We start from the raw sequence: 12,861 nt of genomic DNA, 5'->3' as shown, positions 1-12,861 counted from the left end.
TCATGACACGCATTGTTGTGGTGACTTCCGGCAAAGGCGGCGTGGGTAAAACCACGACGAGCGCCAGTTTTTCCGCGGGCCTCGCGATGCGGGGCCACAAGACCGCTGTCATCGACTTCGATGTCGGCCTGCGCAATCTCGACCTCATCATGGGCTGCGAGCGTCGCGTGGTGTACGACTTCGTCAATGTGATCCAAGGCGAAGCCACGCTCAACCAGGCGCTGATCAAGGACAAGCAGCTTGAAAACCTGTTCATCCTGCCCGCCTCGCAAACGCGCGACAAGGACGCGCTGACGCAAGAAGGCGTGGAAAAGGTCATCAACGACCTGAAGGAAATGGGCTTCGACTACATCGTCTGCGATTCGCCGGCCGGCATCGAAACGGGCGCCCTAATGGCCGCCTACTTCGCCGACGACGCGCTGGTGGTGACCAACCCCGAAGTCTCGTCCGTCCGCGACTCTGACCGCATCCTGGGCATCCTGGCGGCCAAGTCCAAGCGCGCGGTCGACGGCGGCGAGCCGGTCAAGGAATTCCTGCTGCTCACGCGCTACAACCCCAAGCGCGTGGTCGACGGCGAAATGCTGTCGCTGGGCGACATCGAAGACATCCTGCGCATCAAGCTGATCGGCGTCATCCCCGAATCCGAAGCCGTGCTGCAGGCGTCCAACCAAGGCCTGCCCGCCATCCACCTGAAAGATACCGACGTTTCCGAAGCCTACAAGGACGTCGTGGCCCGTTACCTTGGCGAAGACAAGGCCCTGCGCTTTACCGACTACGAGAAGCCGGGTTTCCTGAAACGCCTGTTCGGAGGCAAGTAAGCAATGTCCTTCCTGTCGTTTCTGCTTGGTCAAAAGAAATCGTCCGCTTCCGTCGCCAAGGAGCGGTTGCAGATCATCCTGGCCCACGAGCGGGGCCGCGGCGACTCGCCCGACTACCTGCCGCAGCTGCAGCAGGAACTCATCGCGGTCATTTCCAAGTACGTGAAGATCAACCCCGAAGACATCAAGGTGCACCTGGAACGCCAGGACACCCTCGAAGTGTTGGAAGTGAAGATCGAAATGCCGCAAAGCGAAGCCTGACGCAAGACGTGCCGCGCAGACATTCTGCGCGGCGCTCGGCAAGCCCGCGCACAAACGAAAAACCCTCGGTTTCCCGAGGGTTTTTCATGGGCGGAAGAGACAGCCCTGTCGGCGGCAAGCCAATGGGACGGCCCGTTGGCGCCGGCCCATCACGGACCGACACGCGTTGCCTCGCGCAGCTTAGTGCTTGCCGACCTGGTCGCCGATGACACCCCCGATGGCCGCGCCGCCGACGGTGCCCAGGATGCCGCCGTTGGTGATGACGGCGCCCGCCACACCCCCCAGCGCCGCACCGCCCACCGTGCTCTTCTGGCGATGGCTCATGCTGTCCCAGGACGAGCAACCCGCCATTGCGGCGGCCATGGCAACAGCGACACAGATTTTGGAAACAGATGCGATTTTCATGACGAGGCTCCTATTCTTGTACCCGGGGCCGCACCTGATGAAGACGCGAGCGCACGATACCCCTTATGGGTTTAGAGCCTTCAGGATCGCAAAATATCCCTGGGGACGGTGTGAGGTTTGCCCAGGAATTGTGTCAAAGGGCGAGGGAATCTTTGCGGTTCCCCGGGGCAGTGTTGCAGGGCCTGCGTACTATTTGACCAGACGTAACACGTCGCGGAAGCGCGGATGCTCGCAGGTGTCCATCCATTCGAAAATCGCCATTTCCGAGGTGACGATCTGGGCGCCGTGGGCGCGCGCGCGGCGCAGCGCGGCGTGGTGGTCGGACGGCTTGCGCGAGCCGGACGCGTCGGACACCAGCACTGCCTGGTAACCCGCATCGATCAAACCGATGACGGTCTGCAACACGCAGATGTGGGCCTCGCAGCCCGCCACCAGCACCGTCTTGCGCGCGGCCGGCAGCCAGGCATCGAAGCCGCGTTCGCGCGTGGAAGAAAAATGCATCTTCTGGAACGTGGACTGCACCAGCTCGTTCAGCGGCGCCACGGTCACGCCGAGCATCTTGCTATGGTGCTCGGTCGCCACCACCGGCACCTCGAGCAGGCGCGCGGCCTGTGCCAGCTTGTGCGCCGTGGCCAGCACCGCATCGCCGTCGTGGATCACGGGCATCAGGCGGCCCTGCATGTCGACGATGAGCAAGGTGGAATCGGAGGCTTGCAGCAACATGGTGGAGTACTCCTGTCAGAAGCTTGCAGCATAACGCGGAAGAATTTGCGGGTAACGCCTCGGTGCCCATTTGCACAGGCAAAAAAATCCCGGCACATCGGCCGGGATTTCTCGGACTGCGTTACGGGCGGGATTACTTCAGGGCCTTGTAGCGCAGGCGCTTGGGCTTGGCGCCTTCTTCGCCCAGGCGGCGTTTCTTGTCGGCTTCGTACTCTTGGTAGTTGCCGTCGAAGAACACCACTTGCGAGTCGCCTTCGAACGCCATGATGTGCGTGGCGATGCGGTCCAGGAACCAGCGATCGTGGCTGATCACCATGACGCTGCCGGGGAACTCGAGCAGCGCATCTTCGAGGGCGCGCAGGGTTTCGACGTCGAGGTCGTTGGACGGTTCGTCCAGCAGCAGCACGTTGCCGCCGGCGATCAGCGTCTTGGCCATGTGCAGACGGCCGCGTTCGCCGCCCGACAGTTGGCCGACCACCTTGTTCTGGTCGCCGCCCTTGAAGTTGAAGCGGCCCAGATAGGCGCGCGACGACATTTCGAACTTGCCCACCGTGAGGATGTCGGCGCCGTCGGCCACCGCATCGAACACCGTCTTCTTGTCTTCCAGCGCATCGCGCGACTGGTCGACGAAGGCCAGCTTGACGGTCTGGCCCACCTTCACTTCGCCCGAATCCGGTTGCTCGCGGCCCGCGATCATGCGGAACAGCGTCGACTTACCGGCGCCGTTGGCGCCGATGATGCCGACGATGGCTCCCGGCGGCACCTTGAAGCTGAGGTTGTCGATCAGCAGGCGATCGCCATAGGCCTTGCTGACGTTGTTGAACTCGATGACCTCGTTGCCCAGGCGCTCGCCCACGGGAATGAAGATTTCCTGGGTTTCGTTGCGCTTCTGGTATTCGTAGGACGACAGTTCCTCGAAGCGGGCCAGACGCGCCTTGGCCTTGGCCTGGCGGCCCTTGGGGTTCTGGCGCACCCATTCGAGTTCTTTCTTGATGGTCTTCTGGCGAGCCGATTCCGAGGACTCTTCCTGCTTGAGGCGGTCTTCTTTCTGCTCGAGCCACGAGCTGTAGTTGCCCTTCCAGGGAATGCCGTAGCCGCGGTCCAGTTCGAGGATCCATTCGGCCGCGTTGTCCAGGAAGTAGCGATCGTGGGTCACGCCCACGACGGTGCCCGGGAACTTGTGCAGGAACTGTTCCAGCCATTCGACGCTTTCGGCATCCAGGTGGTTGGTCGGTTCGTCGAGCAGCAGCATGTCGGGCTTGGACAGCAGCAGGCGGCACAGGGCCACGCGGCGCTTTTCACCGCCGGACAGATTGCCGACGATGGCGTCCCAGGGCGGCAGGCGCAGCGCATCGGCGGCGATTTCCATCTGGTGCTCGATGTCGTCGGCGCCACTGGAAGCGGCGGCGGCGATGATGGCTTCGAGTTCAGCCTGTTCGGCGGCCAGCGCGTCGAAATCGGCATCCGGTTCGGCGTAGGCGGCGTAGACCTCGTCCAGGCGCTTCTTGGCGGTGACCACGGCGCCCAGGCCTTCTTCGACCGCCTGGCGGACCGTGTGCTCGGGGTTGAGCTGCGGTTCCTGCGGCAGGTAGCCGATGTTCAGGCCCGGCATGGGCGTGGCTTCGCCTTCGATCTCGCGGTCCACGCCAGCCATGATCTTCAGCAGCGTCGACTTGCCCGAGCCGTTCAGGCCCAGCACGCCGATCTTGGCGCCAGGAAAAAACGAAAGCGAGATGTCACGCAGGATCTGCCGCTTGGGCGGCACGATCTTGCCGACGCGGTTCATGGTGTAGACGTATTGGGCCATGGGCTCGTATAGGGTAAGAAAGCTGATGAACCGTCGATTGTAGGCCGGAACCCTGACAGGCGCGCGTCAGCCTTGCGCGGCGGGCTTGCCCCCGGCAAACGGGGCGCGCATCTGGGCCAGCATCACGCCCGCCAGCGCCATGGCGCCGCCCACGATGTGGAACAGGTGCGGCGTCTCGTCCAGGAACAGCGCCGCAATCGCCACCGTGGCCACCGGCATCACGTTCAGGAACATGCTGGCGCGGTTCGGCCCCAGGTGCCGCACCCCCTGCATCCACAGGAACGGCGCGAACAGCGACGGGAAGACCGCCGCGTACAGCACCAGCGGCAGGTTGTCGCCATTGAGCGGCGACGCCGGCGCCATCAGGAAGGCCGGCAACTGGAACAGCACGCCGAACGCCACCTGCACATACAGCGACTGCCATGGCCCCACCGGCAGACCCCAGCGGCGCAGCAGCACGCCGTACAGCGCATACGCCAGCGCCCCCAGGCCCATCAGCACGTCGCCATGATTCGCGCCCACCGACAGCAGCCGCGCCGGATCGCCCTCGCCGATCAACAGCGCCAGCCCCGCCAGCGACAGCAGGCCGCCCAGCAGCGCCATCGCCGACGGCCGCTCGCGCAGCACCAGCGCCCCGACCGCGATCGTCATCAACGGAATCATCGCCGTGATGATGCCCATGTTGGTGGCCGTGGTGCTGCCCGCCGCCACATACGCCAGCCCCTGGTACAGCGCCATGCCCAGGCCGCCGAGCACCGCGAACTTCGGCAGGTAGGGCAGCACCACGCGCCGATTGCGCCACACCCCCGGCAGCGCGAACGGCGTCAGCACCACGCCCGCCAGCGCCCAGCGATAAAAGCCGATGACCGCCGGCGATATCACGCCGGCCGCCATCTTGGTGACGATCATGTTGACCGACCAGATCAGCGCCGCCAGCAGCGGAAACAGGAAATAGCGGATCGGAATGGGAGAAGAAGCCGGGGACGATCCCGACGAAGAAACTGCGCGCGTCATGAATGCGGTACTGCCAGACAGGAATGGCTGGCCAGTGTAGGCTCATGTCCGACTTGATGTATATAATGAAAATCGGACAAACCCCTACGAACTTCGGACATGCCTGCTTCGCCCCCGGACCTCGGCCCCGGCCGTCCCTACCCCCTGGCCTGCCGCATCCTGCACTTCCTGCCGCACTCGCGCGTCCGGCGCCACACGTCACCGTGGGGTGAACTCAACTTCGCCCTGTCCGGCATCATGGAAATCGGCATCGAAGGCACCACCTACCTGTCCCCGCCCCAGTACGCCATCTGGATACCGCCCCAGATAGAGCACTGCTGCCAGAACCAGGACGACGTCCACTACGCCTGCATCGACATCCCCGCCGCCGCCTGCGCCGACCTGCCCGCCGCCCCCTGCACCCTCGAAATCAGCCCCGTCATGCGCGCCGTCCTGGCCGACTTCGAACAACGCGGCATCACCTACCCCGACACGCCCGCCGACCGGCGCCTGGCCCAGGTCGTCATCGACCAGATCCGCGTCGCCCGCGCCTACGCGAGCTACCTGCCGTCCACCAACGAACCCGTCCTGGCCCCCATCCTGGCCGCCCTGCAAAACCAGCCCGGCGACAAGCGCAGCGCCGCCCACTGGGCTGCCACCGCCGGCATCACCGAACGCACCCTGCTGCGCCACTGCCAGCAGCACCTGGGCATGACCTTCAACGAATGGCGCCAGCGCCTGCGCGTCGTCAGCGCCCTCGGCATGCTCGAGGCCGGCCTGTCCGTCCAGGCCATCGCCCGCGACCTCGGCTACAGCACTCCGTCCGCCTTCATCGCCATGTTCCAGCGCCTGACCGGCCAATCCCCCGACAGCGCCCGCAAGCGCGCCGCCCCCGCCACGGCTTGAGCCATCGCTGAGCGCGTCTTTCCGCAGACCTCGAGCCCATCCTCGAATCAGTCCCTCAGCCACATCCCCAGACGCCCCCCGCTCCGCCAGCCGCACCATCCCGGTGCACCCGCCCCGCTACCACCGCACTCCCCCCGCGTAAATCGTCATCCACCCGTGCGATGCAAGCCTTGCGCGATCGCGAGACAATAGCGCTTGTTTTTACGTAACGCCGTACCCGCGGCATCATCGCGCCCAGGAACCCTCATGTCCGCCTCCGCCACGCCCCCACCTTCCCTGACCCACTTCAGCGCGACTGAACTCGACATGCTGGCCAAGACCGCCGACGCCCTCAGCGCCTACCTCGGCAAGCCCGTCCTGGCCGAAGTCGTCCTGGGCGACGAAGGCACCGAATGGGTCACCTACGGCGTCCCCATCGACGAGAACGCCAAGACCGAAGAAGCCCAGACCCATGTCCAACTCGGCGGCCCCGGCGCCCGCCTGCTCGGCAACCGCGGCGGCCTGCCCCAGACCGACGACGACACCTACGACTGCCTCTACCTCTGGGCCATCCAGATCTCGCTCAACGAAGGCGAACGCTTCATCAAACTCGACCACGACGGCGAAGAATCCGCCTGGTCCGACAACCTGGAAGACGTCCTGCCCTTCGCCCTGACCGAAGAACCCCTGCCCGACCCCGACGAAGAAGAAGACGACGCCGAAGACGACGACGAAGAAGACGCCCCCCTGGGCCACGACCACCCGCACGACCCCAACGACCCCGGCCACCGCCACTGAGCAAAACGGCGACGCGGCAACGCAACGGGTCGAACACTCAAAGCTGGAAAGGGACCGCCCAGAACGGGCCGGTCCAGCAAAGCGGCCAAGCCGCAACGACGCCCCACAAGCCAAATGCGGCGACGGGCCGCCCGCGCGGCCTCGTTGCCGCGACCCCGCAAGACCCTCCCCCCAACTACCCGAGGCAAGAGCGCCAAGCACACCGCTCGCCCCAGCTCCCGTCATGATCGCTCAATGCAGTCTGGCGTGGCGGGGGGCGGGGTGCGCGGGGCGTGTAGATGCGCCCGAGGGAATCTGAAGCCCAATAGTCGTCATGCACGACACCCGTGACGAAGAAACTTTCTCCGTGGCATCGGCTGTGGCAAGGTGGAATGCCGCCAGGTAAAGACCGACCTTCCAGTGGTGCGTGTTAGCGCACGCCCGTTCTGAAGCATGGCCCCGGGTGACGTCACCGACATTGGTGAGCACACGCATAGCGCGTGCATCCCGTTTGAGAGAGTGAGTACAACGACGTACCCATGCCCGGCGGCATTCCGTTTGTGATCATGGAGCAAGCCATGTCCCTGCGCAAGTCTGTTGCACCCTTAACCCTGGCCCACCCCGATGCCGCAGGCATCGACATCGGCTCGGCCAGTCACTTTGTCGCCGTGCCTGCCGACCGCGATGAGCAGCCCGTTCGTGAGTTCAAGAGCTTTACTGCCGGTCTCTATCGCCTGGCGCAGTGGCTCAAGGACTGCGGCATTACCTCGGTCGCCATGGAGTCCACCGGCGTCTATTGGATCCCCTTGTACGAACTGCTCGACAGCCAAGGCTTTACTGTCTATCTGGTCAACGCCCGGCACGTCAAGAACGTCTGCGGCCGCAAGTCCGACGTCCTGGACTGCCAGTGGTTGCAACAGCTCATGAGCTACGGCCTGCTGGCCAGCGCCTTCCGGCCTTCGGACCAGATCTGCGTCTTGCGCGAGTTCTCGCGCCAACGCCAGATGCTGCTGGCCTCACAGGTGCGCCACGTGCAGCACATGCAGAAGGCGCTCACGCAGATGAACATCCAGTTGACCCAAGTGCTCTCGGACGTCGTCGGGGTCACCGGCCAGGCCATCATCCGCGCCATCGTGGCCGGCGAGCGTGATCCCCACGTCCTGGCCCGCCTTAAAAAGCGCCAGGTCAAGGCCAGCGAAGACGATATCGCCGCAGCCCTGCAAGGGACCTGGCGCCATGAGCACCTGTTTGCGCTACGCCAGGCACTTGCCCTGTACGACGCGTATCAGAGCCAGCTCGATGAGTGCGATCAGCTCATCCAGACTGAGCTGCATAAGCTACAGCGCCATGACGGCGACCCAGGCAAGTCCCAGCGTCGCTGGCCCAAGAAGGCCATGGCCTTCGACCTGCGCACGCACCTGTTCGCCATGTGCGGCGTGGACCTGACCCGCATCAATGGGGTCGATGAAATGACCGCCTTCAAAGTCCTGGCCGAGGTCGGGCCTGATATGACCCGCTTCCCCACATCCAAGCACTTCGCCTCTTGGCTCGGGTTGTGCCCGGGGACACGGATCTCCGGGGGCAAGGTCCTGAGCAGCGCCACCAAGCGCTCGCCAAACCGCGCCGCCCAAGCCCTGCGCCTGGCCGCCGCTGCGTTGCGAACAAGCCAGTCGGCCTTGGGTGCCTATTACCGACGGCTGTGCGCACGCCTGGACAAGCCTCGCGCCATCACCGCTGCGGCCCACAAGTTGGCTCGTCTGATCTACGCCATGCTCACCAAAGGCACCGAATATGTCGACCAGGGCGAGCTGTATTACGAGGAACGCTACAAGCAGCGCGTCATGCATCACTTGACCAAGCGCGCCCAGGCGATGGGCTATAGCCTCACGCCACTTCCCGAGACTCCGTGAAAAAACCCCAAACAAATCAGCAGCTTGACGGGAGTTTCTTGAGAGGCAGTCGCCGAAGGCGACAACGAAGATGACGAAGGGGCAGTCCGGAGCGAAGGCTCCGGACCGCAATCGTAGCCCCGCGCACCCCGCCCCCCGCCACGCCAGACGGTTCAAGAACCCCACCCGGCAACAGCAAAAAAACTAGATCCTCCCCTCCTGCACCGCATGACAAGCAACTACCGACACCCCCGCCAACACCGCAACAGGCGCCTCGGCCTTGCACCGCTCATCCGCATGGGGACAGCGGGGATGAAACGTACACCCTGAAGGCGGATTCAGCGGGTTCGGCACTTCGCCTGCCACCGCCGTGCGCGGCTTGCCCGCCCCGTTGATATCCGGAATCGCCTCCAGCAACATCCGCGTATACGGATGCCGCGGCCGGGCAAACAGCTCGTCCCGGGGCGCCACTTCCACCATCCGCCCCAGGTACATCACCCCCACCCGATCCGCCACATGGTGCACCACCGCCAGATTGTGCGAGATGAACAGATACGTCAGCCCCAGCTCCCGCTGCAGGTCCTTCATCAGATTCAGCACCTGCGCCTGCACCGACACGTCCAGCGCCGACGTCGGCTCATCGCACACCAGGAATTCCGGATTCACCGCCAGCGCCCGCGCGATCGAAATGCGCTGGCGCTGCCCGCCTGAAAACTGGTGCGGATAGCGACCCTGGTCCGCCGGATCCAGCCCCACCTGCTTGAGCAGATCCCCCACCCGCGCCGTGCGCTCGGCCGGCGTCATCGTCGTATGCGTCAGCATCGGCTCAGCAATGATCCGCCCCACCCGCCAACGCGGATTCAGGCTTGCGTACGGGTCCTGGAAAATCATCTGCAGCCGCTTGCGCAGCGCCCGGCCGCCCGGCTCCGACATCTTCGACAATGGCTGGCCATCGAAGCGGATATCGCCGCGCGTCAGGCCATAGAGCCCCACCAGCATCCGCGCCACCGTCGACTTGCCGCAGCCCGACTCGCCCACCAGCGCCAGCGTCTCGCCGCGTGCAATCTCGAACGACACGCCGTCCACCGCCCGCAGCATCACCCGCGGCTTGCCCGCCAGCTTGCGTTCCAACCAGGGCGGCGACACATCGAACCAGCGCGCCGCGTCCTTCACCTGCACCAACGGCGCGCTCATGCTGCTACCTCCGATTGCTTGCCACCCGAGGCCGTGGCCCCCTCATGCAGCCAACAGGCCGCACGCGACGTACCGGCCGGCATCAGCTCGGGCCGGTCCTGCCCGCAGCGCGGCAGCCGCCGCCCGCAGCGAGGATTGAACGCGCAGCCCGGCGGAATGGCATTCAGCCGCGGCATGCTGCCGTCGATCTGCACCAGCCTTTCGGCATGTCCTTCCAGCGACGGGATCGACCCCATCAGCCCCGCCGTATAGGGATGGCGCGGCTGGTGGATCACATCGGCCACCGGGCCGATCTCGGCCACCCGGCCCGCGTACATCACCGCCACCCGATCCGCCGTTTCCGCGATCACGCCCATATCGTGCGTGATCAGCATCACCGCCGTGCCGTGCTCGCGGCACAGCCGCTTGAGCAGCTCGATGATCTGCGCCTGGATCGACACGTCCAGCGCCGTCGTCGGCTCGTCCGCCACCACCAGCTTCGGCTCGGCCGCCAGGGCCAGCGCGATCACCACCCGCTGGCGCATGCCGCCCGAGAACTGGTGCGGGTAATGATCGATGCGTTCGCGCGCGGCGGGGATGCCCGTCGACGCCAGCAGCTCCACCGCCCGGTTGCGCGCCTGCGACCAGCTCAGGTCCAGGTGCGTCACGATGGTCTCGGCCAATTGCCGGCCCACCGTGTACAGCGGATTGAGCGAGGTCAGCGGGTCCTGGAACACTGCGCCGATCTCGCGGCCGCGTACGCGGCGCATCTGCTCGTCCGGCAGGTTGTCGATGCGGCGGCCGGCCAGCAATATCTCGCCGCCCGCGATGCGGCCAGGCGGTTCCAGCAGGCCGATGATGGACGCGCCCGTCAGGGACTTGCCCGCGCCCGATTCCCCCACCACGCCCAGGACTTCGCCCGCCTGGATCGAAAAGGACACGTCGTCCAGGGCGCGCAGGGTGCCGCGGCGCGTCGGAAATTCGACGCGCAGATTGCGGACTTCAAGTAAAGCGCTCATGGGTTTCTCAAATGTAAATTTCCAGATACTGCTGCCGCGCTCGCTACCCGTGGACTGTGGATGGCGCCATCGGGATGCCGCGGAGCCGGCTTTGCCGGTCCGCTGGCATGCCCCCTTGAGGGGGGAGCGCGCAGCGCTTCGGGGGTGGGCCTAACCATCAATTCAGACGCGGGTTGAGCGCGTCGCGCAGCCAGTCACCCAGCAGGTTGACCGACAGCACCAGCAGCACCAACGCGGCGCCCGGGAAGATGGTGATCCACCACTCTCCGGAAAACAGGAAATCGTTGCCGATGCGGATCAGGGTGCCCAGCGACGGCGCCGTCGGCGGCACCCCTACCCCCAGGAACGACAGCGTCGCCTCGGTGATGATCGCGGTGGCCAGGTGCACGGTCGCCAGCACCAGCACCGGCCCCAGCACATTGGGCAGCACGTGGCGGAACATGATCACCGGCGAAGCCACCCCGATCACCCGCGCGGCCTGCACGTATTCGCGGTTCTTTTCCACCAGCGTCGAGCCCCGCACCGTGCGGGCGTACTGTGGCCAGCCGGCAAGCGCGATGGCGCCGATCAACACCGGAAACGCGATGATCTCGTGCAGCTCGCGCGGCACCGCCGCGCGCGCCACGCCGTCGATCAGCAGCGCGATCAGGATCGCCGGGAACGACAGCTGCACGTCCGCGATCCGCATGATGAACGCATCGATGCGCCCGCCCGCGTAACCCGAGATCAGCCCCAGCACGATGCCGATCAGCATCGACAGCAGCACCGACGCCAGGCCGATCAAAAGCGACACGCGGGTGCCGTACAGGATCGCCGAATACAGGTCGCGGCCCTGGCTGTCGGTGCCCAGCAGATAGGTCTGCTGGCCGTTGGCCTCCCAGGCCGGCGGCAGCAGCGCGTCCAGCAGTTCCACCTTGGTCAGGTCGAACGGATTGTGCGGCGCCACCCAGCCGGCGCCGAATGAGCAGATCAACAGCAAGGCCAGCAGGAGGGTGGCCGCGATGGCCACGGGCGCCCGGCGCCAGGCCCAGGCGATGTCGCTGTCCCACCAGCGTTTCAGAACGGCGCGCATCAGTGGCCACCTCCGCCGCGGGTCAATCCCGAGCGCAAGCGCGGGTCCACGACAAAATACAGAAGATCGACGATCAGGTTGATCACCACGAACACCAGCGCGATCAGGCACAGGTACGCGGCCATCACCGGCACGTCGGCGAATTGCACCGCCTGGATGAACAACAGGCCCATGCCCGGCCACTGGAACACCGTCTCGGTCACGATGGCAAAAGCGATGATGCCGCCCAGCTGCAAGCCGGTGATGGTGATGACGGGCACCATGGTGTTCTTCAGCGCATGGCCGAAGTGGATGGCGCGGCGCTTCAGGCCGCGGGCGCGGGCGAACTTGATGTAGTCAGACCGCAGCACCTCGAGCATTTCCGAACGCACCAGCCGCAGCACCAGGGTCATCTGGAACAGCGACAGCGTGATGGACGGCAGGATCAGGTGCTTCCAGCCCGTGGCGGTGAACAGGCCCGACGTCCACCAGCCCACGCTGACGGTATCGCCGCGGCCATAGCTGGGCAGCCAGCCCAGCTGCACCGAGAACACCAGGATCAGCAGGATGCCGATCAGGAAGGTCGGCAGCGACACCCCCAGAAGCGAGCCAGCCAACAGCAGCTGCGACAGCAGGCTGTTGCGCTTGAGCGCGGTATACACACCCAGTGGCACGCCCACCACCAGCGCCAGCAACGCCGCCACCATGGACAGTTCCAGCGTCGCTGGCAGGCGCGATTTGAGCAGGGTGGACACCGGTTCGCTCTGGCGCAGGGAAATGCCGAAATTGCCCTGTGCGGCGTTGGCCACGAAGTGGCCGAATTGAACGATGGCGGGCTCGTTCAGGCCCAGGCGTTCACGCAGTTCGATGCGCTCGGCATCGGTGGCGTCCTGCCCCAGCATGATGGTGACAGGGTCGCCGACGTATTGAAAAAGCACGAAGGCCAGTAGCGCGACGGTGAGCATCACCGCTACGGCCTGCAACAGGCGACGCAGTATGAAAGCAAACATAGGCGGGAAAAACAAAGACGGCGAAGCCCCTGAGCAGGGGCTTCGCTGTC

At 65.3% G+C, this 12,861-nt stretch carries 13 protein-coding genes; 5 read left to right on the top strand and 8 right to left on the bottom strand.

Features of this window, described 5'->3' with window-relative positions; translation table 11 throughout:
* Positions 1 to 2: 2 nt before the first annotated feature.
* On the top strand, positions 3 to 818 hold the full coding sequence (minD, locus tag ACUDP5_RS04820; RefSeq protein ID WP_263914731.1) for a septum site-determining protein MinD: 816 nt from the start codon (positions 3 to 5) through the stop codon (positions 816 to 818).
* Positions 819 to 821: 3 nt separating this feature from the next.
* On the top strand, positions 822 to 1,079 hold the full coding sequence (minE, locus tag ACUDP5_RS04815) for a cell division topological specificity factor MinE (RefSeq protein WP_025136804.1): 258 nt from the start codon (positions 822 to 824) through the stop codon (positions 1,077 to 1,079).
* Positions 1,080 to 1,259: 180 nt separating this feature from the next.
* Here the strand turns inward: minE and ACUDP5_RS04810 are convergent, their stop codons facing one another.
* The 4 genes from ACUDP5_RS04810 to ACUDP5_RS04795 all read right to left on the bottom strand — a co-directional run bounded on the left by ACUDP5_RS04810 (position 1,260) and on the right by ACUDP5_RS04795 (position 5,028).
* On the bottom strand, positions 1,260 to 1,484 hold the full coding sequence (locus tag ACUDP5_RS04810; RefSeq protein ID WP_263914732.1) for a glycine zipper 2TM domain-containing protein: 225 nt from the start codon (positions 1,482 to 1,484) through the stop codon (positions 1,260 to 1,262).
* Between the two features lie 189 nt (positions 1,485 to 1,673).
* Complete coding sequence (locus tag ACUDP5_RS04805; RefSeq protein WP_263914733.1) at positions 1,674 to 2,207, bottom strand: isochorismatase family protein; 534 nt, start codon at positions 2,205 to 2,207, stop codon at positions 1,674 to 1,676.
* 133 nt (positions 2,208 to 2,340) lie between these two features.
* A complete protein-coding gene (ettA, locus tag ACUDP5_RS04800) occupies positions 2,341 to 4,014 on the bottom strand; it encodes an energy-dependent translational throttle protein EttA (RefSeq protein ID WP_025136800.1) in 1,674 nt (557 codons plus the stop codon).
* 66 nt (positions 4,015 to 4,080) lie between these two features.
* Positions 4,081 to 5,028, bottom strand: coding sequence for a DMT family transporter (locus ACUDP5_RS04795; RefSeq protein ID WP_445658262.1), 948 nt, complete (start codon positions 5,026 to 5,028; stop codon positions 4,081 to 4,083).
* 99 nt (positions 5,029 to 5,127) lie between these two features.
* Here ACUDP5_RS04795 and ACUDP5_RS04790 point away from each other — a divergent pair, with 99 nt between their 5' ends.
* The 3 genes from ACUDP5_RS04790 (at position 5,128) to ACUDP5_RS04780 (ending at position 8,579) form a co-directional block, all read left to right on the top strand.
* Positions 5,128 to 5,913, top strand: coding sequence for a helix-turn-helix transcriptional regulator (locus ACUDP5_RS04790; RefSeq protein ID WP_263914735.1), 786 nt, complete (start codon positions 5,128 to 5,130; stop codon positions 5,911 to 5,913).
* A gap of 246 nt (positions 5,914 to 6,159) precedes the next feature.
* On the top strand, positions 6,160 to 6,690 hold the full coding sequence (locus tag ACUDP5_RS04785; RefSeq protein WP_445658261.1) for a hypothetical protein: 531 nt from the start codon (positions 6,160 to 6,162) through the stop codon (positions 6,688 to 6,690).
* 557 nt (positions 6,691 to 7,247) lie between these two features.
* Complete coding sequence (locus ACUDP5_RS04780; protein ID WP_445658260.1) at positions 7,248 to 8,579, top strand: IS110 family transposase; 1,332 nt, start codon at positions 7,248 to 7,250, stop codon at positions 8,577 to 8,579.
* A gap of 183 nt (positions 8,580 to 8,762) precedes the next feature.
* On the opposite strand, the gene ACUDP5_RS04775 is transcribed toward ACUDP5_RS04780, so the two are convergent.
* From ACUDP5_RS04775 to ACUDP5_RS04760, 4 genes are all read right to left on the bottom strand, one after another.
* On the bottom strand, positions 8,763 to 9,752 hold the full coding sequence (locus tag ACUDP5_RS04775) for an ABC transporter ATP-binding protein (RefSeq protein WP_445658259.1): 990 nt from the start codon (positions 9,750 to 9,752) through the stop codon (positions 8,763 to 8,765).
* Entirely contained in the window at positions 9,749 to 10,750 is a 1,002-nt protein-coding gene (locus ACUDP5_RS04770) for an ABC transporter ATP-binding protein (RefSeq protein ID WP_263915728.1), read from the bottom strand. The genes ACUDP5_RS04775 and ACUDP5_RS04770 overlap by 4 nt, the downstream gene beginning before the upstream one ends.
* 157 nt (positions 10,751 to 10,907) lie before the next feature.
* A complete protein-coding gene (locus ACUDP5_RS04765) occupies positions 10,908 to 11,822 on the bottom strand; it encodes an ABC transporter permease (protein ID WP_445658258.1) in 915 nt (304 codons plus the stop codon).
* Complete coding sequence (locus ACUDP5_RS04760; RefSeq protein WP_025136793.1) at positions 11,822 to 12,811, bottom strand: ABC transporter permease; 990 nt, start codon at positions 12,809 to 12,811, stop codon at positions 11,822 to 11,824. The genes ACUDP5_RS04765 and ACUDP5_RS04760 overlap by 1 nt, the downstream gene beginning before the upstream one ends.
* Positions 12,812 to 12,861: the final 50 nt, after the last annotated feature.

The organism is Achromobacter sp. NCFB-sbj8-Ac1-l (assembly GCF_052695805.1).
This window is presented reverse-complemented; position numbering and strand designations above follow the sequence as displayed.

Coding starts and splice junctions, on each gene's coding strand:
- minD (WP_263914731.1), top strand. CDS start 3: ATGACACGCATTGTTGTGGTGACTTCCGGCAAAGGCGGCGTGGGTAAA.
- minE (WP_025136804.1), top strand. CDS start 822: ATGTCCTTCCTGTCGTTTCTGCTTGGTCAAAAGAAATCGTCCGCTTCC.
- ACUDP5_RS04810 (WP_263914732.1), bottom strand. CDS start 1,484: ATGAAAATCGCATCTGTTTCCAAAATCTGTGTCGCTGTTGCCATGGCC.
- ACUDP5_RS04805 (WP_263914733.1), bottom strand. CDS start 2,207: ATGTTGCTGCAAGCCTCCGATTCCACCTTGCTCATCGTCGACATGCAG.
- ettA (WP_025136800.1), bottom strand. CDS start 4,014: ATGGCCCAATACGTCTACACCATGAACCGCGTCGGCAAGATCGTGCCG.
- ACUDP5_RS04795 (WP_445658262.1), bottom strand. CDS start 5,028: ATGACGCGCGCAGTTTCTTCGTCGGGATCGTCCCCGGCTTCTTCTCCC.
- ACUDP5_RS04790 (WP_263914735.1), top strand. CDS start 5,128: ATGCCTGCTTCGCCCCCGGACCTCGGCCCCGGCCGTCCCTACCCCCTG.
- ACUDP5_RS04785 (WP_445658261.1), top strand. CDS start 6,160: ATGTCCGCCTCCGCCACGCCCCCACCTTCCCTGACCCACTTCAGCGCG.
- ACUDP5_RS04780 (WP_445658260.1), top strand. CDS start 7,248: ATGTCCCTGCGCAAGTCTGTTGCACCCTTAACCCTGGCCCACCCCGAT.
- ACUDP5_RS04775 (WP_445658259.1), bottom strand. CDS start 9,752: ATGAGCGCGCCGTTGGTGCAGGTGAAGGACGCGGCGCGCTGGTTCGAT.
- ACUDP5_RS04770 (WP_263915728.1), bottom strand. CDS start 10,750: ATGAGCGCTTTACTTGAAGTCCGCAATCTGCGCGTCGAATTTCCGACG.
- ACUDP5_RS04765 (WP_445658258.1), bottom strand. CDS start 11,822: ATGCGCGCCGTTCTGAAACGCTGGTGGGACAGCGACATCGCCTGGGCC.
- ACUDP5_RS04760 (WP_025136793.1), bottom strand. CDS start 12,811: ATGTTTGCTTTCATACTGCGTCGCCTGTTGCAGGCCGTAGCGGTGATG.